The sequence below is a fragment of the Thioalkalivibrio nitratireducens DSM 14787 genome (genome assembly GCF_000321415.2).
Taxonomy (GTDB): Bacteria; Pseudomonadota; Gammaproteobacteria; order Ectothiorhodospirales; family Ectothiorhodospiraceae; genus Thioalkalivibrio; species Thioalkalivibrio nitratireducens.
In genome coordinates this window covers 2,090,312-2,107,739 of sequence record NC_019902.2, presented here as the reverse complement: position 1 = coordinate 2,107,739, position 17,428 = coordinate 2,090,312, and the positions used below count along the sequence as shown (strand labels likewise).

19 protein-coding genes are annotated in these 17,428 nt (G+C 66.8%); 8 read left to right on the top strand and 11 right to left on the bottom strand.

What is annotated here, in order from left to right; translation table 11 throughout:
* Positions 1 to 271: 271 nt before the first annotated feature.
* A complete protein-coding gene (locus TVNIR_RS09750; RefSeq protein ID WP_157092251.1) occupies positions 272 to 832 on the top strand; it encodes a hypothetical protein in 561 nt (186 codons plus the stop codon).
* An 83-nt stretch (positions 833 to 915) separates the two neighbouring features.
* Here TVNIR_RS09750 and TVNIR_RS09745 read toward each other — a convergent pair whose 3' ends face one another.
* Complete coding sequence (locus tag TVNIR_RS09745) at positions 916 to 1,389, bottom strand: LEA/WHy family protein (protein WP_015258858.1); 474 nt, start codon at positions 1,387 to 1,389, stop codon at positions 916 to 918.
* A gap of 179 nt (positions 1,390 to 1,568) precedes the next feature.
* On the opposite strand from TVNIR_RS09745, the gene TVNIR_RS09740 reads away from it, so the two are divergent.
* Together TVNIR_RS09740 and TVNIR_RS09735 are read left to right on the top strand one after the other, a co-directional pair.
* Positions 1,569 to 1,877 carry a DUF1840 domain-containing protein gene (locus TVNIR_RS09740; RefSeq protein ID WP_015258857.1) on the top strand — a complete coding sequence of 103 codons (309 nt, stop codon included), beginning with the start codon at positions 1,569 to 1,571 and terminating at the stop codon, positions 1,875 to 1,877.
* Between the two features lie 93 nt (positions 1,878 to 1,970).
* A complete protein-coding gene (locus TVNIR_RS09735) occupies positions 1,971 to 2,225 on the top strand; it encodes a GlsB/YeaQ/YmgE family stress response membrane protein (RefSeq protein ID WP_015258856.1) in 255 nt (84 codons plus the stop codon).
* 44 nt (positions 2,226 to 2,269) lie between these two features.
* On the opposite strand, the gene TVNIR_RS09730 is transcribed toward TVNIR_RS09735, so the two are convergent.
* Entirely contained in the window at positions 2,270 to 3,022 is a 753-nt protein-coding gene (locus TVNIR_RS09730; RefSeq protein ID WP_043739579.1) for a lytic transglycosylase domain-containing protein, read from the bottom strand.
* 64 nt (positions 3,023 to 3,086) lie between these two features.
* Here TVNIR_RS09730 and TVNIR_RS09725 point away from each other — a divergent pair, with 64 nt between their 5' ends.
* From TVNIR_RS09725 to TVNIR_RS09715, 3 genes are read left to right on the top strand one after another with little or no spacing between them, the layout of a single operon-like run.
* On the top strand, positions 3,087 to 3,890 hold the full coding sequence (locus tag TVNIR_RS09725; protein WP_015258853.1) for a biotin--[acetyl-CoA-carboxylase] ligase: 804 nt from the start codon (positions 3,087 to 3,089) through the stop codon (positions 3,888 to 3,890).
* Positions 3,883 to 4,683 (top strand): type III pantothenate kinase, encoded by an 801-nt coding sequence (locus TVNIR_RS09720; RefSeq protein WP_043739577.1) that lies wholly within the window; start codon positions 3,883 to 3,885, stop codon positions 4,681 to 4,683. Before TVNIR_RS09725 ends, TVNIR_RS09720 begins: the two co-directional genes overlap by 8 nt.
* Entirely contained in the window at positions 4,680 to 4,943 is a 264-nt protein-coding gene (locus tag TVNIR_RS09715) for a hypothetical protein (RefSeq protein WP_169794299.1), read from the top strand. Before TVNIR_RS09720 ends, TVNIR_RS09715 begins: the two co-directional genes overlap by 4 nt.
* A gap of 19 nt (positions 4,944 to 4,962) precedes the next feature.
* Here TVNIR_RS09715 and TVNIR_RS09710 read toward each other — a convergent pair whose 3' ends face one another.
* Both TVNIR_RS09710 and TVNIR_RS09705 read right to left on the bottom strand, forming a co-directional pair.
* On the bottom strand, positions 4,963 to 6,561 hold the full coding sequence (locus tag TVNIR_RS09710) for a thioredoxin family protein (RefSeq protein ID WP_015258850.1): 1,599 nt from the start codon (positions 6,559 to 6,561) through the stop codon (positions 4,963 to 4,965).
* Between the two features lie 57 nt (positions 6,562 to 6,618).
* On the bottom strand, positions 6,619 to 7,044 hold the full coding sequence (locus TVNIR_RS09705; RefSeq protein ID WP_015258849.1) for an SRPBCC family protein: 426 nt from the start codon (positions 7,042 to 7,044) through the stop codon (positions 6,619 to 6,621).
* A gap of 27 nt (positions 7,045 to 7,071) precedes the next feature.
* On the opposite strand from TVNIR_RS09705, the gene TVNIR_RS09700 reads away from it, so the two are divergent.
* Complete coding sequence (locus tag TVNIR_RS09700) at positions 7,072 to 7,686, top strand: Crp/Fnr family transcriptional regulator (protein ID WP_015258848.1); 615 nt, start codon at positions 7,072 to 7,074, stop codon at positions 7,684 to 7,686.
* A 37-nt stretch (positions 7,687 to 7,723) separates the two neighbouring features.
* On the opposite strand, the gene TVNIR_RS09695 is transcribed toward TVNIR_RS09700, so the two are convergent.
* Positions 7,724 to 9,202 (bottom strand): SDR family oxidoreductase, encoded by a 1,479-nt coding sequence (locus TVNIR_RS09695; protein WP_015258847.1) that lies wholly within the window; start codon positions 9,200 to 9,202, stop codon positions 7,724 to 7,726.
* The gene (gene menA / locus TVNIR_RS09690) at positions 9,199 to 10,065 is read right to left on the bottom strand and encodes a 1,4-dihydroxy-2-naphthoate octaprenyltransferase (protein ID WP_015258846.1); all 867 of its coding nucleotides are present in this window, start codon (positions 10,063 to 10,065) and stop codon (positions 9,199 to 9,201) included. The genes TVNIR_RS09695 and menA overlap by 4 nt, the downstream gene beginning before the upstream one ends.
* A gap of 509 nt (positions 10,066 to 10,574) precedes the next feature.
* Here menA and TVNIR_RS09685 point away from each other — a divergent pair.
* Entirely contained in the window at positions 10,575 to 11,477 is a 903-nt protein-coding gene (locus tag TVNIR_RS09685; protein WP_015258844.1) for a bile acid:sodium symporter family protein, read from the top strand.
* A 354-nt stretch (positions 11,478 to 11,831) separates the two neighbouring features.
* On the opposite strand, the gene TVNIR_RS09680 is transcribed toward TVNIR_RS09685, so the two are convergent.
* The 5 genes from TVNIR_RS09680 to TVNIR_RS09660 form a co-directional block, all read right to left on the bottom strand.
* Positions 11,832 to 12,158 (bottom strand): hypothetical protein, encoded by a 327-nt coding sequence (locus TVNIR_RS09680; protein WP_015258843.1) that lies wholly within the window; start codon positions 12,156 to 12,158, stop codon positions 11,832 to 11,834.
* Positions 12,159 to 12,590: 432 nt separating this feature from the next.
* Positions 12,591 to 14,330 (bottom strand): nickel-dependent hydrogenase large subunit, encoded by a 1,740-nt coding sequence (locus tag TVNIR_RS09675; RefSeq protein ID WP_015258842.1) that lies wholly within the window; start codon positions 14,328 to 14,330, stop codon positions 12,591 to 12,593.
* Positions 14,327 to 15,691, bottom strand: coding sequence for a (Fe-S)-binding protein (locus TVNIR_RS09670; RefSeq protein WP_015258841.1), 1,365 nt, complete (start codon positions 15,689 to 15,691; stop codon positions 14,327 to 14,329). The genes TVNIR_RS09675 and TVNIR_RS09670 overlap by 4 nt, the downstream gene beginning before the upstream one ends.
* Complete coding sequence (locus tag TVNIR_RS09665) at positions 15,688 to 16,341, bottom strand: hypothetical protein (protein ID WP_015258840.1); 654 nt, start codon at positions 16,339 to 16,341, stop codon at positions 15,688 to 15,690. Before TVNIR_RS09665 ends, TVNIR_RS09670 begins: the two co-directional genes overlap by 4 nt.
* 2 nt (positions 16,342 to 16,343) lie before the next feature.
* Entirely contained in the window at positions 16,344 to 17,405 is a 1,062-nt protein-coding gene (locus tag TVNIR_RS09660) for a hydrogenase small subunit (protein ID WP_083499426.1), read from the bottom strand.
* Between the last annotated feature and the right edge of the window lie 23 nt (positions 17,406 to 17,428).

The following is a 17,428-nucleotide window of genomic DNA, read 5'->3' as shown; positions in this document are numbered from 1 at the left end:
GGGCACCCAAGAGACTAGATTGCCGAGGCAGGCCCCAGGGATCCCCAGGCGCGGCGTGCCGCCCGTATGCCCCCGCGCGCCGGGTATCGGGGGGTCAGGTGTGCTGCGGATAAGCCGCGCGGGAGCGCGGTCAGGGCACTTCGGTACTTCCGGGAAGCGCCCGTGTAGTCACCGGCACCGACACCGATCTCGAGGCGATCCAGGGATGTTTGAGAAAGATCCACGCACGTTCTCTCCCGAATACCAGAATCTGTCGCCGGAGCAGAAGGCGATGGTGAAGCTGGAGATCGCGCTCAGCAATTTTTTCCGCGCGTTCGAAGGCAGTGTGCGTCGATGGGAGCGGATGGTATATCCGTCGATGCTGATCACAGGCGTCCTGGTGCTGTCCGGTTTCTACCTGATCTACAATCTGACCGGAGACATGGCCCGGATGTCGCGCGCCGTGGACCCGCAAATGGAAGAGAACATGCTCGCGATGTCTGAGAACATCGCGCAGCTCTCCCAGAACATCGCGACGATGACCGGCGAGATCTCGACCCTGGTCGGTGTGATCCATGCGATGCAGTCGAGCGTCGCGAACCTCGACGGCAATATCACCGGCATGACGGCTTCGTTGGATATGGTTCAGAAGGACATGGCGCTGATGACACCGAACATCGTCGAGATGAACGACAGCATGACGGAAATGACGCAACAAATGACCCACATGAACCAGAACATGGGGGCCATGAATCAGAGCATGGGCCGGATCGGCCAGGACATCAGCCGCATGGCGCACGACATGAACCGGTTCACGCGCCCCGAGAGCATCATGATGCCGTTCATGCGCTGACGGCCTGCCTGCATCCAGCCCCCTGGCGGCAGGTGTGGCGCCAGGGGGCTGGAAACGACCGGGAACCGGGCGCCGTTTTCCGGTCAGCGCCTCAGCGCAGCGAGCGAGAGCTCGCCGGCCTCCTCCAGCGTCAGGAATCGCCACAGGCCGCCGGTGTCGAGCCGCGCGCGCAGGTTGTAGCGGAACCGGTCGCGGCGAGGGTCATTGAGCAGGTCGTTGAACAGCCGCACGCCGCTGAGCAGGTCGATACCCGCCTGGACCTCGATGATCGATTCCCCGTAAGCCGGCACGCTCGACAGATCCCCGGCGACACCCGTGATCAGCCGGTGTCCTTCGAGTTCAACGTTGTAGCTCATCCCCCGTAACGGGAGCGGCGAGGGGTTGGGGTTGACGACCCGCAGGCCGATGGCAAATCGGGGCGACAGGCCCTCGGAGGGCAAGGCCCGGAACGAGTCGAGCATCACCGACGGTTGCTCGTAACCGGGTCTCATGCCGGCGCAGCCCCCCGCAAGGGCGGCGGTTGCGGCAAACAGGAACAGGCGTCTGGCGGGTGACATCGGTTGTGGCTCTCCGGGTCGAGAATCGCGCCGCCGCGATCGGCGGGGTCTGGACGCCGACTTTGAGACATTGCCGGAGCCCCTGCAACTGCCAATGCACCGGGTAACGGGGCCGGGCGAGCGGGCTCCGCGACAATTCGGGTATGCTTCGGGCAGGCCCGATCCAGGGGAGCTTTGCGATGCTGCTGACCTTCCATACGCCCGCCTATGCCGACATCACGATGTTCGGCGATGTGGCGCAGACCCTGATCGAACGGATGGGACATATGCCGACCGTGCCCGGAGCGATCGCGGCGGAAGACGTGCCCGAAGCCCTGGAGCGATTGCGCCGTTCGATCGAGGAGGACCATCTCCGGAGCGTGCCGGAGCCCCGTCCGGACGCGGAGGACGACGAGGGCCGGGTCAGCCTCGCAAACCGCGCTCTGCCGCTGATCCAGCTGCTCCAGGCCGCGGCCGATGCCCAAGCGTACGTGATGTGGGATCGATAGGTCGGTGCGCCGGACAAGTGGGTGGCAGTCACAAGCCGGGATCGGTGGAGCGGCGCTGTGCCGAGGATCCAGAACCAAGAATGGAGGAAATGAATGAGCCTGACACACCTGGCGGTCATCCTGGTCGTCGGCGGCCTTGCGGGGTGGGTTGCCGGTATCCTGGTACACGGTGGGGGGCAGGGGATCGTGATCAATGTCGTGGTGGGGATCCTTGGGGCATTGTTGGGTGGCTGGGTCGTCGGTGCGCTCGGGATCGCCGTCACCGGCGGGCTGGGGAGCCTGTTCCTGACGGCGACCCTCGGCGCGGTGATCCTGCTCTCGATCCTGCGGCTCGTGACCCGGCGCTGAATCCGGGATTCGCGAACCGGCGCCGGCAGGATCGCTGTGACGGGCTAGTCGGTCGTGGCTTGCGCTGTCGATTCCGCTTCGGACTTCGCAACGTGCAGCCGGTAGTGGGCGTTGACGCGCTCGACATAGTTCCGCGTCTCACGAAACGGCGGAATGCCATTGTAGCGCTCGACTGCCCCGGGGCCGGCATTGTACGCGGCCAGCGCCAGGTCCAGCTGTTGATCGAAGCGGTTCAGCATCCGGTACAGGTAGGCCACGCCGCCCCGGATGTTCTGCTCGGGGTCGAAGCGGTCGGTCACGCCGAGCTCGACCGCCGTCGCGGGCATCAACTGCATGAGCCCGTGTGCGCCGACCCGGGAAACGGCCTGAGGGTCGAAACAGGATTCGACCCAGATCACGGATTTCACCAGCACCGGATCGAGATCCCGGGCAAGCGCCTCCTGCACGATGATGGCATCGTACGGACCCGAACCGACCGGCATCACGTCTTCGGCCCGGAGCCGGCAGCGTACGCTGGCTGTCGGACGGCCATAGGTCGCGATCAGCGTCAGGGCCTGGCCCTGCTGGCGCTGATTGGTAACCAGCCGTTTGCCGTCGGCCCCCTGGTATACGAACAGCTGGCTGGCCGAGCGTCCCGCACTGGATCCGGGCACCGAAACCTGCCGGTAGCTGACGTCCGATGGCGGCTGGTCGGTGTACACTCGTGTGCCATGCGCGTCGACATAGGTATACAGCTGGGCCCCTGCAATGGGCGCCCATGCGAGCAGAGCCAGGAAAAGGAATCGGATCAGGGTCATGCCGGGCGCTCTTTTGTGCTTCGTTTCACAATTTTAGCGTTTCGTGGTTGAACATTCAGCAGTGATGTGGGCGGGAGCGTTCGCCGGCCTGGCGGTCCGGCTCGAACAAGCATGTCCGCGGCGCTGGGCCGGGGTCGAGTTGCTGCCCACGGTGGACTCGACCAACCGCCGGCTGCTGGACAGTCCGGCCCTGGTCAGCGACCGGTTCCATGTCTGCGTCGCGCAGCAGCAGACCGCCGGGTGCGGCCGCCGGGGACGTGCCTGGATTTCGGCCGGGGGGGCGAGTCTGACCTTCTCGGTCGCCCGCGCGCTGCGTCCGGGCGAGCGGTCGACCGCGGCACTGGCGCTCGCGGCCGGGGTGGGGCTGACCCGGGGGTTGGCCGCCTGCGGGGTGAGCGGCTTCGAAATGAAATGGCCCAACGACCTGGTCACGCCCACGGGCGCCAAGCTGGCCGGCATCCTGGTGGAGGCGAGAGGGCGAGCCGCCGAGCGCGTGCCCGCGATCGTGGTGGGGATCGGCCTGAATCTGACGGGTGCCGAGGCACTGGGAGTGGAACGGCCGGTGGCGGATCTGAGCCAGATCGCGGGGCCTGCGGCGGTACGCATGTCCGGCCTGTTGGAGTCGATTCTGTGTGCGGTCGTCGACGCCTGGGACGGCTTCTCGGAATCGGGCCTGGCTCCTTTCGTGCAGGAGTATGCGCGAATGGACCACCTCGCCGGTCGCCGGGTCCGGGTCGTGGACAGCGGCGAGGAGGGCATCGTCGCCGGTATCGATGTGCGGGACGGGGCGCTGCTGCTGGAGCGCGCCGGGCGCCGCACCCGCCTCTACTCCGGCGATGTCTCGATCCGAGTGGCCCCCGATGGCTGAGACCTGGTTGCTGGATCTGGGCAGCAGCCGGCTGAAGTGGCAGGTGCGCTCGGACGCCGGCGAGATCCTGGCCTGCGGTGGCAGTGCCTGGCCGGGGGGCACGCCACGGCCCGAGTTGCCATCCCGGGCGCCGGATCGCATCTGGATGGCCCATGTCGGGCCGGGCGAACGCGCACAGGCGCTGCTGGCCTGGGTCCGGCAGCGCTTCGCGGCCGTGCCGGTACAGTACGTGCGCCCGGAGCCGGAGGGGCCGGCGGGCCTGCGGCTGGACTACGATCACCGGCAGTTGGGCGCCGACCGGTTCTGCGCGCTGCTGGGCGTGCTGGCGCGGAGTGGGAAACCGGCTGTGGTGATCGATGCGGGTACCGCGATTACCGTCGACGTCCTCGGTGCTGGCGGGCGTCACCTGGGCGGATACATCGCACCGGGCCTGAGGCCCGGGTGGGCCGCGGTGATGCGCCTGCTGCCCGGAGCGCTGCGCGAGCAGATCGGCGCGGCGCTGCCCGGGCCGGCGCAGCAACACGCCTCGGCGCATGTGGGGGCGCCGGGGCACGGAACGGCCGCTGCGCTGGAACAGGGCTGGAGGCTGGGTCTGATCGGTGCGGTCGAACGCCTTGGCGCCGCCGCAGAGACTGCGGCCGGCGCCGGTGCTCAATGGTGGCTGACCGGGGGCGACGCACCCTGGTTGGCCGAGTCGCTGGGGCGTCCGGTGCGGGTCGAGCCCGACCTCGTGCTCGACGGCCTCTGGCTGTATGCCTGCCGGTCAGGCGCAGGCACCGGGGAGCCACGATGATGCGCTGGGTGCTGCTTCTGCTGGTGTCGTTGAACCTGCTCTATTTTGCGTTCGGCCTGTATCGGAGCGATGCGCCCGATCCGTATGCCGATGTGCCGCCGATCGAGGTCTTTCCGGACGCGGTGATCCTCGAACTGCTCGAATTCGAACTGGATCCGCCAAGCCCGGAGCCCGCTCCCGTTCCGCGGACCGTGCCGCCCCCGGAGACGGATGAAATCGGTACCGCCCGCGTCGGGCCGGGGCGTCTGGACGTTCAGTGAACAGCGGCCGCGCCTCTGGTCAGTCCGCTGGCGTCGCTGCTGGCGCTGGGGATGCGCGCTCCAGGGCCCAGAACCCGAGTGCGGCGTCGTCCGGATCGGCGCCCGGCACCAGGCGCAGATGCGCGTGGACCCGGTCCGGATCGATCCCAGCAGCCGTAATCACCGTGTCCGGCAGGCGGGCGAGCCACCAGGCCAGCGCGGCCTGGGTCCGGACCTCCACCCAGGGCTCCAGCTCGCTGCCGATGCGTTCGCGGTAGCCTCCCAGGCCGGGATCGTGGAATGCGGCGATCGCGGCCAGGATCTCGCGTTCGCGCGCATTGTCCCTGTCGGCGGTGGTGCCGCGGTACAAATGCCAGGCGATTCCCGGCCAAACCTGCGCGGGGAGGTACCCTTCGAGTTCCGCGGGGCCATCCTCGGGCAGCGCGTGCAGGTATCCAGCCCTGGAGCGTAGGCGCTCGTCCAGCCCGTCCAGCGCCTCGCCGGCCCATGAGACCAGCGCCGGGTCGTCGAGCGCGTTTGCCGCGCGCAGCAGTGCGGCGATCGCCTGGCCCGAGGCGTCTGCGTAGGTCGTGCGGTCCACCGGAGGAGGGGCTAGGTTGTCGCGCACCGCGCGTGGCTGCGCGTAGTAGAAATTGTCCGAGTACTGGCTGGTGTAGAACCGGCGTTCCTCGGTGTCCCAGAGGTGGTTCTTTAGGTAGTTCAGGCTGCGCCGCACGAGCGTACGGTGGCGTTCGAGCCCAAACTCGGCGTAGGCGTCGGAGAACAGCCACAGAAACGCGGCGTTCTGCTCCAGGCGCTTGGACGTCTCGCGGGCGCGGTCCGGGTCGGTCTGATCCGGGTCGTAGAAAAAGAAGAATCCGCCATCCTCGGGGTCGGCCAGGTCTGCGACCAGGCGGTCCAGCAGGCCCGGCATGCGCGAGCGCCAGGCGTCCTGGCGCAGCAGGAAGCTGTAGGTCCAGGGCTGCGGGCGCTTGCTCAGCGTGCCGAACATCGCGCTTCCGCTCAGCCGGTCTGCGGCGGGATCGTAGACCTCGCCGAGCATGGCCAGAAACCCCTCGACCGTGTCGATGGGCTCGTCGTCCGGGGTCAGTTCGCGCCCGGTCACCGAGATCTGGCGCCGCCGCTCGGCGAGCACCTGGGCCAGGTCGCTCGGCCCGACGTGCCCGGTGAAGCGTCCCCGGACGTCCTCGTTCGCGTCCAGGATCACCACGAACGGCAGGCCCCGGCCGCCGTAGCGGGTGAAGAGATCGCGGCGGCGGTCCAGGTCGATCAGCACCGGGATGTAATCGCGCTCCAGTACCTCGACCACGGTCGGGTGTTCCAGGCTGTCATCCTGGAAGTCCCGGCACCAGGTGCACCATTGACCATGGAAATACAGAAACAGCGGCCGGTTCTCGGCCCGTGCCCGGGTAAACAGCGCGGGCGCGAACGAGTGCCAGCCGATCTGTGAACTTCGTGGATAATCGTGGTCGGGTAGTGCGGCCTGGCCGGCCGCCGTTGCCAGGCTGGCCAGCAGCAGCGTGAGCAGCAGCCACAGACCCGCTGCGGCTGTGTGGGGAAAGGCAACCGGCGCGACAGCCGTGCGCCGGGCCGTGGCAGGTCGTCTGCGTAATCTCATATTCATTCGGACGTTGCCGGGGCCCGTGCATTCCCCGGCACCCGCAACACAACCGGCTCAGGCCTGTCCGGAGGCCAGTCGTTGGCGGACACGATGGAGTACCTCGGCGCTGACGCGGCGCACGATCGGACCGGCTACCCGGCCGACGGTATGGTCCAGTAGCCGGCTGTTCAGGCTGTAGTCGATCACCAGCGTGACGTCGGTGCCCCCGGGCGCCGGGGTCAGCCGGTAGCGCCCGGTGTTCGCGATGCCGGTCAGGGAACGCCAGGCCAGGCGCAGCGGCGGTTCGCACTGGATCACCTCGACATCCCATTCGTAGACCACCCCGCTGATGCGAACCTGCCAGTGATAGCGTTCCGGGCCGATCGGCGTCACACGCTCGACCGCGCTGGTGTAGCGGGGAAAGTCTTCGACCTTGCGGATCATCCCGAACACCGTGTCCGGGTCTGCGGGCAACAGGGCGCGGGTTTCGATCGAGGGCATCAACGGGCCTCCCGTCTGCATTCGTGAATGGACCGTGCGGCGGTGCGGCCGCAGGTGGGCCGCCTGTGCGGCTCGGCAGCGTTGTTCCTGGGCATTGAACTCTGCGCACCCGGATCGGATACTGTGGCCGGACGCATCACCGCACCAGGGGACGACATGGGCGACACCGACAATTTCACGAGTCTGCGCAGTTCACGGTTGACGGCCGGCCTCACGGATGAGCAGGTGGAACGGCTGGCGGGCATTTCCCTGTGCCGTAGGCTCGAGGATAACGAGAAACTCTTCCAGGAGGGGGAAACGGACGATACCCTGTGCGTGATCACGTCGGGCCGGCTGGCCGTGACCCGCAACGTCGGCGGTGGCGGCGAGGTGACCCTGCATGTTCTCCAGGCAGGGGATCTGGCCGGCGAGATGGGCTTCGTGGGCGGGCGTCCGCACAGCGCCTCGCTGCGGGCAATGGGTCGGCCGACCGTATGCACCTTTACCCGGGCGGAGTTCGAGGCCCTGGTCGACAGCGATCCTTGGCTGGTGTACCGAGTGATGAAAAACATCGTTCAGGTTGGCCATGACATCCTGCACCGCATGAATGCCCAGTTTGTCGAGATGTCGAACTACATCACCCATCAGCACGGACGCTACTGAACGTACGTCCCGGGATGGCGTGCTTCACGCGTGCGGGTCACCCGGGTGCATCGCCGTCCTGCCGGGGCTGTCTCTCGGACCGGCGGGCGATCGCCCGCGTCATGCCGGCGAAGATGAAGCGGTGCGCCGGCACCAGTGCGTACCAGTAGAGCAGGCCCCAGACCCCCGCGGGGTGCCAGTAGGCCGTGGCGCGGATGCGGGTACCTGACCACTCCGGCACGAGCTCGAACTCCAGCACCCCCGAACCCGGTGCGCGCATGCCGAAGAAGAGCGTAAGCCGGCGCTGCGGTTCGATCCCGATCACCCGCCAGGAATCGACAGTGTCGCCGACCCGCAGCTCGTTGGGGTGCCGGCGCCCGTAGTTCAGCCCGGGACCGCCGACCATCCAGTCGAGGGCCTCGCGCAGCTTCCAGAGACCGTTCATGTAGAAGTACCGATTGCGGCCGCCGACGCGGCAGAGCGTGTCCCAGACGGCCTGCGGGGGCGCTTCCGAGTAGGCACTGCCGCCAGCCCGTTTCGCGTAGTAGGCATAGTCGGGCCGGTAGTTGCGGAACTGGAACGCGCCCTCGGTCCAGCGCGCGGCGACGGTGTGGCGGCGCTCGGCCTCGAAGGCCGCCCGCACCGCCTCGCGGAAGCCGAGCAGTGGTTGCGGGATCAGCCGGCGGATCTCGCTGTCGTCGGCAGTGAAGTCCTGGCGCATGCCTTCGATCAATGCCCGGGCGATCGGTGTCGGGACCGCGGTAACCAGGCGCAGCCACCACGACGACAGCCGGGGTGTGAGGACCGGGACCGGGATGATCCATGGCGGGCGGCGCCCGGCCTCCTCGGCCAGGATCCGCATCATGTCGGCATAGCTGAGGTACTCGGGACCGGCGGCGTCGAGAATGCGTCCCGCGGCCTCCGGAATCGCCGGGGCATGGACCAGATAGTTGAGGAGGTTGTCGAGCGCGATCGGCGGCGACTTCGAGTGCACCCAACGGGGCGTGAGCATCACCGGAAGGTGGAACACCAAGTCGCGCATCACCTCGAAGGCGGCCGATCCGGGTCCGACGATGATCCCGGCGCGGATCTCGGTCACCGGGACCGGTCCGCCGCGCAGCGCGTCGCCGGTCTGCCGGCGCGAGACGATGTGCTCGGTGTCCGCCGCCGGTGGCACCAGCCCGCCTAGGTAGACGATGCGCTGTACGCCCGCGTTGGCTGCGGCGCGGGCGAAGTTGCCGGCGGCCTCCCGGTCGATCGTCCCGAAGCGCTTGCCGACCCCCATCGAATGCACCAGGTAGTAGGCCGTATCGACGCCCTGCAGCGCCGGCGCAAGCGTTCCGGGCTTGAGGGCATCTGCCTCGACGAGTTCGATTCCGGACCACTGCCGGGCTTCGAGGACCGCGACCGACCGGGCGGCGGCACGTACCGGTGCGCCCGTGGCCAGCAGCCGCGGCACCAGGTGCGTTCCGATGTAGCCGCTGGCGCCGAAGACCAGCGTTCGACCCGGGCGACCAGTACCGGAACGGTAACTCATGCCAACACCAGGCGCAGGATCAGCCACAGGGAGAATCCCAGGGAATACAGTGCACTGTACCCCAAGAGCGGGTTCAGCTTTCGGCCATCCCGGCTGCGCAGGCGCAGGTTCATGTGTACTGCAGCGAGTGCGACAATCGTCCAGGCGGCCCAGGTCCAGAGTGGCAGTGCCAGGGGCAGCGCCGCGAGCAGCGGGCCGAGTGTCAGCGCCGCGAACAGCAGGCGGGTGCGTTCCGGCCCCAGCCGCACCGCGAGCGTCGCCTTGCCGGCACGCGCATCGGTGTGCCGGTCGCGCAGGTTGTTCACAACCAGGATCGCCGCCACGGGAAGGCCGACGAGCACGGCCGCGACAACGGCCTCGGGAGTAACCGGGCTGCGCTGGGCGAGCAGGCTGCCGAGCACGGCCACCGGACCGAAAAACAGCCAGACCGCGACCTCGCCCAGCGCGCGGTTCGCGTAAGGCCGCCTCCCGCCGCTGTAGCCGAGTACCGCGAGTACGGCGAGGCCGCCGAGAATCCAGAGCAGCCAGTGTCCGAAGACGATCAGCCAGAGCCCGGTCGCGATGGCGATGCCGAGGGTGACGACGAGCCCGGCGCGCAGTTCGGCTGCGTTCAGCAGGCCCGCCTGCAATGCCCGTATCGGTCCGACCCGGTCGGGCTGATCGACGCCGGAGAGACCGTCGAACAGGTCGTTCGCAATGTTCACCGCGAGCTGCAGCGCGACCGCGCAGACGACACAGAGCACCGCGGTGGCCCAGGAAAAATGCCCCGCGGCAACCAGTGCCTGTCCGAGCACCACCGGCCCCACCGCCGCCGGCAGCGTACGTGGGCGCAGGGTTTGCCACCAGATCGTTGTCTTGCGCACCAAACCCTCGCGTCCAAGGCAGCAGTTCTCCCGCCGGGGAGGAATAGCGCCCCCCAAGCGGGGCCGGGCAGAACAACCCCCTCTCCCGCGAGGGGAGAGGGGCGGATGAGCTCCCTCCCCGCTGGCGGGGGAGAGCTGGGGAGGGGGGGGAGCGCACGGCGTGGCCGCGGCGCACTCACCCTCACCCCGCCCCATGACTCCGAGCATTTTGTCCTCCGCCCTTCGGGCTTGTTCCCAGCTGTTCGAAATCTGCTCCCGGCGCCTCCGGGGACCGATTGGCAAATCTGTCCCCGGTTCTCTTGGCCACCGGGTCCCGCAAGCGGGAGAGAGGGCAACCCCGCGGCAATGGTCGAGCCGCCGGCCGGGCGGGTCAAGTGGCCCCCGTTGCCGCAGCGCGTCGGCGCGGCCTGGCAGCAATCGGTGCATCGCTCATCCAAATGGCGCCGAGGGAGCACGCACGGTAGGCTCGGGACCCAGTAAGGGCTCGCAACACATTCCAAGGGAGCAGCATGTCCGCAGAGTGGCTGGCGCAGGTGGTGCTGCCCTGGGTATTGGCCAGCGTGATGCTGGCGATGGGACTGAGCCTGCGCGGAGGCGATTTCACGCGCATCCTGCGACACCCGCGAAGGGTACTGGTCGGGCTCTCGCTGCAGGTGCTGGCATTGCCGCTGCTCGCTTGGGCGCTGGTGCTGGTGCTTCCGCTACCGGCGCTGGCGGCCGCCGGGCTTTTGCTGGTCGCGCTGGTTCCGGGTGGCGCGACCTCGAACATGTTCAGCTTCCTGGTGCAGGGCGACCTGGCACTGTCGGTTAGCCTGACCGCGATCGCAGGGCTCCTGGCCCCGTTCACGCTGCCGCTGATCATGGGCTGGAATCTGCAGCTGCTGGGACTCGCGGAACAGGGGTTCTCGCTGCCGTACTGGGCCACGGTCGGCCAACTGCTACTGGTTACAGTGGTGCCTGCGTTGCTGGGTATGGGGGTGCGCCGACTGCTCGCGGAACATACGGTCGCCACCCTGCTGCCGCTGGTGAAAGTCTTTACCGGGGTGGCCATGGTGACGGTGGTGGTGGCATTGTTCCTGGCGTATCAGCACCGCCTGCCGGCGCTGCTCAGCGTGGAGACGCTGGCGGTGCTGGCACTGTGCGTGTCGGCGATGACCCTCGGCTACCAGTTCGCGCGGCGTCTGCAGCTGCCAGCCGACAGCGTGCGTGCGATCACAGTGGAAGTGGGGGTGCAGAACGCCGGCATCGCGATGATGGTCGCATTCGCGATTCTGCAACTTCCGCAGCTCGGGCTGGTGCCGCTGCTCTACGGCATTCTGATGAACGTCCCGGTGTTCCTGTGGGTGTTCTACTGCCTCTGGATCAACCGCCACCCGACCCGACGCACCCAGCGCGTGAAGGTGGTGCGGTGAGGCAGACCACACTCGACACAGCCGCTCCAGGGCGGAAAAGGCCGTTGGCTGTCATCCACCGCACGGCGTTGCGGGCGTTCCACAACATCCAGGATGGCTTTGACCTCCCGTTGGTGGATGACGCTGTCAGGCCGCGCCGGCATTCGGCAGGAATCGGGTTGTGCGGATAAACGCCGCACCTGGGTTGCCAAGGCAATCGGCGATTGGTGCAACGCGATCCACTGGAATTGCGGATGGTCGGCTGGGAGTGGGCATCGATTCCACCGAAAAAAGCAGCCCCAAGCCTGCACAGCGTCCATGCTGTTCCGTCCTTCCCAGGTGAATCGTGTGTCCGTTGTGGGCAAGGGTCCCCGATCAGGCGCGGTAGCGGATCTCGGTGTTCTGAATCTCGCCGGTGGTGTCGAGCGACAGAGTGTCGACGCTCGGCGCACGGTTCAGGATGTAGGCCGCCATCATCCGGCCCACGTCATGGTTCTCCCGCTCCAGCGCGCTCAGTAGTCGGTCGCCGACGACGCGCAGGCGATCCTCGATCCCGGGCTGGCGCACCCACTCGCGTCCCAGCTGGCAACCCGCATCCATCTCGCGGTCCATCCGGTCGAAGAAGTCGCCGGCGTCGGTCACGATCTCGTCCGGCACGTTCAGCCTGTAGATCTGGTCGTCGATGATCACATTCAAGAACATGAGGTGGCGAGTGCTCCGTGTCGTTTGTAGCAGCGCATCAGAGTGACGGGTGAGCCGACTGCCGGTCAAGAAACGGCTGCGGGGGACGGTGGGCCATCGCCCGTGCGCAACCCGAATGCGTCGGCGCATCGACTGCCACGGAGCCGCGCCCGGTGCCCAGAAGGACCATCCGACATCCTGCTGGAGGCAGAGGCTCACCACTGGGTGACACATCCCGGCACATCGTGTGCGCAGAGGCGTTGGCGATGGTACCGGCTGAGCGTCTGCTCCCCATGGGCCGGACCGCCCCCAGGAGGGGGGCGGAACGGCGAGGAGCTCGAGTGCTGTGCCGGGGAGAAAAGCGAAAGGGCCGGGGCGATACCGCCCCGGCCCTTGAATGGCCGTGTGGGCCAGCAATGCCGGAAGCACACGGGGTGCCTCCGGAGTTCGGTCTCAGCTCACTTTGACAGTGACCCCCGGTTTGCCGTCCGGTCCGACCATGTGCACCGCGCAGGCGAGGCAGGGGTCGAAGCTGTGGATGGTGCGCAGGATCTCCAGCGGCTGGTTGACGTCATGCATTTGGTGATTGTCCATCAGCGCGGCCTCGTAGGGGCCTGGCTGGCCCTCCGGGTCGCGCGGACCGGCGTTCCAGGTCGTGGGCACCACCGCCTGGTAATTCGACAGCTTGCCATTGTCGATCACCGCGTAGTGGGTCAGTGCGCCGCGCGGGGCCTCCATGTAACCGACGCCCTTCGCATGTTTCGGCCAGCGGTTCGGATGCCAGAGTTCCTCGTTGAAGGTCTTCAGGTCGCCGGCGCGGAAGTTGGCGACCAGCGTCTCGTACCACATCATCATGTTGTCGGCGATGATTTTGCTCTCGAGCGTGCGCGCCGCGGTGCGGCCCATGGTGGAGAACATCGCCTCGAGCGGCAGGTCGAGCTGGGTCAGCGCCATCGTGGCGAGCTCGCGGGTCTGTTCGTGGCCTGCGGCATACATCATCAGCACGCGGGCGAGCGGACCCACCTCCATCGGCTTGCCGCGCCAGCGGGGCGACTTCAGCCAGGAGTAGTCGTTCTCGACGTCGAGATACTGGTACGGCGCCTTGGGTCCGGTGTAATTCAGCTTCGTCTCGCCATCGTAGGGGTGCAGGCCGACGTTCTTGCCATCCTTGTACTCGTACCACGAGCGGGACACGTACTCCTGGATCTGTTCGGGATCGTTCAGGTCGAGCGGGTGGATCTTCGACACGTCGCGGTCCAGGATCACGCCCGGCGGGATCAGGTAGCTCGAGACGTCGCCATAGCCTTCGGCCGGAAAGTCGCCGCAGGTGAGAAAGTTGCCGACGCCTTCGCCGCGCTGGAACCAGTCCTTGTAGAAGCTGGCGATGGCCAGTGTGTCGGGCACGTACACCTGGTCGATGAACTCCTGCATCTGCAGAATGACGTCGCGTACCACGCTCAGCCCGACATCGTTCAGCGAGGTCTGCCCGCTGCCGCCGGGGCCGCCGCTGAACGCGGTAGGCGCGCCGCCGACCACGAAGTTCGGATGCGGGTTCTTGCCGCCGAAGACCGCGTGCAACTTAGCCACGTCACGCTGCCAGGCAAGGGCGTCCAGGTAGTGGGCCACCGCCATCAGGTTCGCTTCGGGAGGCAGCTTGTATTCCGGGTGGCCCCAGTAGGCATTCGCGAAGATCCCCAGCTGCCCCGATTCCACCAGGTTCTTCACGTTCTTCTGCACGTCGGCGAAGTAGCCGGGCGAGGAGTTGCGGTAGGTCGAGATGGACTGTGCCAGTTCGGACGTGGCCTGCGGGTCGGCTTTTAGCGCCGATACCACATCCACCCAGTCGAGCGCATGCAGGTGATAGAAATGCATCACGTGGTCGAGCACGTACTGGGCTCCGCTCATCAAGTTGCGGATCAGCTGGGCGTTGGGCGGGATGGGGTAGTCGAGCGCGTTCTCGATCGAGCGGATCGAGGCCATGCCGTGCACCAGCGTGCAGACCCCGCAGATGCGCTGGGTGAACGCCCAGGCATCACGCGGGTCGCGGCCCTGCATCACGATCTCGAGACCGCGCACCATCGTCCCCGAACTGTACGCGCTGGTGATACGCCCGTCCGTGTCGGTTTCCGCCTCGATGCGCAGGTGGCCCTCGATGCGGGTGACGGGGTCAACAACGATTCGTTCCGAGCTCATTGCTTAGCCTCCTCCAGATTGTCCGCCACCAGTTCGAGCAGGCTGTTCATTTCCTTGCCCCAGTTCAGCTTCTCGCCGCTGTCGTCAAAGTTCTGACGGCAGTTGGAACAGCTCGTCACCATCATTTCGGCACCGGTGGCATCCAGTTGCCGGAACTTGGCGCCCATCACCTTGTAGCGCAGCGTGTCGGCCCGGTGGATGGTGATCACCCCGCCTCCGCCGCCGCAACAGATGTTCATGTCGCCACCGCTCTCGGATTCCTTCAGATCGACACCCAGGGCTTCGAGCACCTTGCGCGGTGCGGGCGTGGCGCCACCCCGGCGGGAGATCTGGCAGGGATCGTGGAAGGCGACCGTCTTGTCGAGCTTCTTCAGCTTGAGTGCCCCCGACTCCACGGCGTCGGCCAGGAACTCGGAGATGTGTTGGACCTGGAAGGGCAGGGGCTTGCCGTACATGTTCGCGCCCTGCCAGCGCAGTGCCTGGTAGGCGTGCCCGCACTCGGGCAGGATCACCAGCTTGGCACCGATATTCTCGGCCGTCTGGATGATCTTCATCGACATGTCGCGCTGCCACTCGAGGTTGCCGGAGAGCATGCCGAAGTTGGTCGCCTCGTAGCCTTCGGTGTGGAAGGTCCAGGACTTGCCCATCGCGTTCAGGATCTTCGCGGTGGCGGCCATCGATTCCGGGTACTTCTGGATCTCGATCGACGACATCAGCACCAGCACGTCGGCCTGGTCCTCGTCGACGTGCATCTCGACCTCGTGTTCGTCGCCCATCCATTCGATGCGGTCCTCGAACACCTGCGGCGTCGCGCCCAGCGGGCTGCCTTCGCGTTCGGCTTTCTCGGTCACCATGTACAGCTCATGCGGTACCAGCCCGGCGTGGAACATGCCGTGGCGCGCCATGCCGACCAGAGCGGCGATGTCGATGCTCATCGGGCAGATCAGCGTGCAGCGACCGCACATGGTGCAGGTGTCGTAGAGCAGTTCCTGCCATTCCTTCAACTCGTCGACGGTGACCTTGGGCTTCAGGTTGAACGCCTTGTAGAAGAAAGCCAGCGGGCCGGCCTCGCGCTTGTACGCCTGCTTGAAGGGTTCGATCTTCCAGATTGGCGTGAGCCGCGGGTCACCCCCGCTGGCCTCGTAGAACGGACAGGCGTGGGCGCAGGCGCCGCAGTGGATGCAAGCTTCCATGTAGGTGGCCGCGACGTGGCCGAAGTCCTTGGCGAAATTCTCCATCACCTTCTGGACGCGCTGCTCGTCGCTCATGGTGCCCTGAACGTCGTAACGCTCTTCGGGTTTCCGGACCGAGAGCCGCTTGGCCTCGAGGTCCAGGGCGATTTCAGTCGTTGTGTCGCTCATGCCATGCCCCCCCTGCGTGCGAAACGGGATCCGGTGGTGTAACGGGAAACCACGAACCAGAACGAGTGCATCAGTTTGCCGAATGGGAAGTAGATCAGCAGCAGCCAGACGCTGAGCAGATGGATCGCGAGCCCGGTCTCGTAGTGCGGCCACATGTTCCATTTGGTCATCAGGCCAGTCACGAACGGTGCCGTCGTCAGCGCCCAGGCCGCGTAGTCGTCGAAGTTCGAGATCAGCCGCTGGACTGGGTTGGTCAGCCGCTTGGCCAGCGCGATGAACAGCGCCAGCGTGGTGATGACCGCGGTCGCCGTGATCACGCCACCCGGAAGCGTCCACCAGGTGAAGCCAACGATGTCGGCGAAGAACAGCATGTGCGGCGTGCCGAAGATCAGCACGATGAACAGGCCGAGGTGGATGATATAGCCGACGATGTACTGGGTGCCCACTTTCGGCACGAACGGCTTGTATGGCCAGGCGTGCACGAACAGGCCCTTGATCCCGCCGATCCACGCGCCCTTCTGGCGCGGTTCGGACAAATCCTTCTTGTGTCGCAGCGCCCAGACGCCGACCAGACGCCAGAAGATACCCAAGATGAAGATGATGATGGCGATCTGCATCGCGGGGCCGCGTGCAAAGTCGAGGAGTGTCATGGCTACTTACCTCCCGAGATCTTGTCCTGATTCTTGCGCGACATCACCGCGGAAGCCGCACCCAGGGCAACCCCGGCGGCAGCGGCGATCGCGATGCCTTCAGCGGAACCCCACTGGCCGGCGGAAAGCGGCTTGTAGAAGCTGTCCTTGTCCCAGAAGTTGGGTTCGGAACAGCCGATGCAGCCATGGCCCGATTGGATGGGCCAGCTCAGTCCCTGGTTCCACTTCACCGAGGCGCAGGCGTTGTAGGTGATCGGGCCCTTGCAGCCGAGCTTGTAGAGGCACCAGCCCTTGCGCGCACCTTCGTCGTCGAAGGTGTCGGCGAACTTGCCCTGGTCGTAGAACGGGCGGCGGTAGCAGCGGTCGTGGATGGTGTCGCCAAAGAATGCCTTCGGGCGCTTGAGGCTGTCCACCTCGGGCAGCGCACCAAAGGCCAGGAAACTGGTCAGCACGCCGGTCATCACCTCGGGCAGCGGCGGGCAGCCCGGGACGTTCAGTATCGGCTTGTCGGTGATGATCTGGTCGACGCCGACCGCGCCGGTGGGGTTCGGTCGCGCCGCACCGACGCCGCCAAACGCCGCACAGGTACCGATGCTGACGATCGCAGCCGCACCTTCGGCGACCTCGCGCAGGGATTCCAGGTGGGTCTGGCCGTGCGACACCGAGTAGACGCCGTCATCCTTCAGCGGGATCGAGCCGTCGACCAGCAGCAGGTATTTGCCCCAGTTCTCCTCCATCGCCACCTTCAGCGCCTCGATCGCCTGGTCGCCGGCCGCGGCCTGCAGCGTGTGCTGGTAGTCGATCGAGACGAAGTTGAACAGCAGGTTCTCGACGGTCGGCGCGAACGAGCGCGTCAGCGACTCCAGGCACCCGGTGCACTCCTGGTAGGGCATCCAGATCACCGATTGGCGCCGGGCCTGGGCGAGGGATGCGGCCATCGCCGGCACCATGCTCGCGGGGATCGCCATCGACGAGGCCACCGCCGCGCAGAACTTGAGGAACGAGCGCCGGGTGATTCCCTGGCGGCGGAGTTCCTCGCCCAATGTCATTTCGTGCTCTTTCATGCCGACCCCCTCTGTGCAAGTCG

Bases quoted from the DNA above. Each gene is read 5' to 3' on its own strand.
- TVNIR_RS09750 (WP_157092251.1), top strand. From the start codon at position 272: ATGGTGAAGCTGGAGATCGCGCTCAGCAATTTTTTCCGCGCGTTCGAA.
- TVNIR_RS09745 (WP_015258858.1), bottom strand. From the start codon at position 1,389: ATGTCACCCGCCAGACGCCTGTTCCTGTTTGCCGCAACCGCCGCCCTT.
- TVNIR_RS09740 (WP_015258857.1), top strand. From the start codon at position 1,569: ATGCTGCTGACCTTCCATACGCCCGCCTATGCCGACATCACGATGTTC.
- TVNIR_RS09735 (WP_015258856.1), top strand. From the start codon at position 1,971: ATGAGCCTGACACACCTGGCGGTCATCCTGGTCGTCGGCGGCCTTGCG.
- TVNIR_RS09730 (WP_043739579.1), bottom strand. From the start codon at position 3,022: ATGACCCTGATCCGATTCCTTTTCCTGGCTCTGCTCGCATGGGCGCCC.
- TVNIR_RS09725 (WP_015258853.1), top strand. From the start codon at position 3,087: ATGTGGGCGGGAGCGTTCGCCGGCCTGGCGGTCCGGCTCGAACAAGCA.
- TVNIR_RS09720 (WP_043739577.1), top strand. From the start codon at position 3,883: ATGGCTGAGACCTGGTTGCTGGATCTGGGCAGCAGCCGGCTGAAGTGG.
- TVNIR_RS09715 (WP_169794299.1), top strand. From the start codon at position 4,680: ATGATGCGCTGGGTGCTGCTTCTGCTGGTGTCGTTGAACCTGCTCTAT.
- TVNIR_RS09710 (WP_015258850.1), bottom strand. From the start codon at position 6,561: ATGAGATTACGCAGACGACCTGCCACGGCCCGGCGCACGGCTGTCGCG.
- TVNIR_RS09705 (WP_015258849.1), bottom strand. From the start codon at position 7,044: ATGCCCTCGATCGAAACCCGCGCCCTGTTGCCCGCAGACCCGGACACG.
- TVNIR_RS09700 (WP_015258848.1), top strand. From the start codon at position 7,072: ATGGACCGTGCGGCGGTGCGGCCGCAGGTGGGCCGCCTGTGCGGCTCG.
- TVNIR_RS09695 (WP_015258847.1), bottom strand. From the start codon at position 9,202: ATGAGTTACCGTTCCGGTACTGGTCGCCCGGGTCGAACGCTGGTCTTC.
- TVNIR_RS09685 (WP_015258844.1), top strand. From the start codon at position 10,575: ATGTCCGCAGAGTGGCTGGCGCAGGTGGTGCTGCCCTGGGTATTGGCC.
- TVNIR_RS09680 (WP_015258843.1), bottom strand. From the start codon at position 12,158: ATGTTCTTGAATGTGATCATCGACGACCAGATCTACAGGCTGAACGTG.
- TVNIR_RS09675 (WP_015258842.1), bottom strand. From the start codon at position 14,330: ATGAGCTCGGAACGAATCGTTGTTGACCCCGTCACCCGCATCGAGGGC.
- TVNIR_RS09670 (WP_015258841.1), bottom strand. From the start codon at position 15,691: ATGAGCGACACAACGACTGAAATCGCCCTGGACCTCGAGGCCAAGCGG.
- TVNIR_RS09665 (WP_015258840.1), bottom strand. From the start codon at position 16,341: ATGACACTCCTCGACTTTGCACGCGGCCCCGCGATGCAGATCGCCATC.
- TVNIR_RS09660 (WP_083499426.1), bottom strand. From the start codon at position 17,405: ATGAAAGAGCACGAAATGACATTGGGCGAGGAACTCCGCCGCCAGGGA.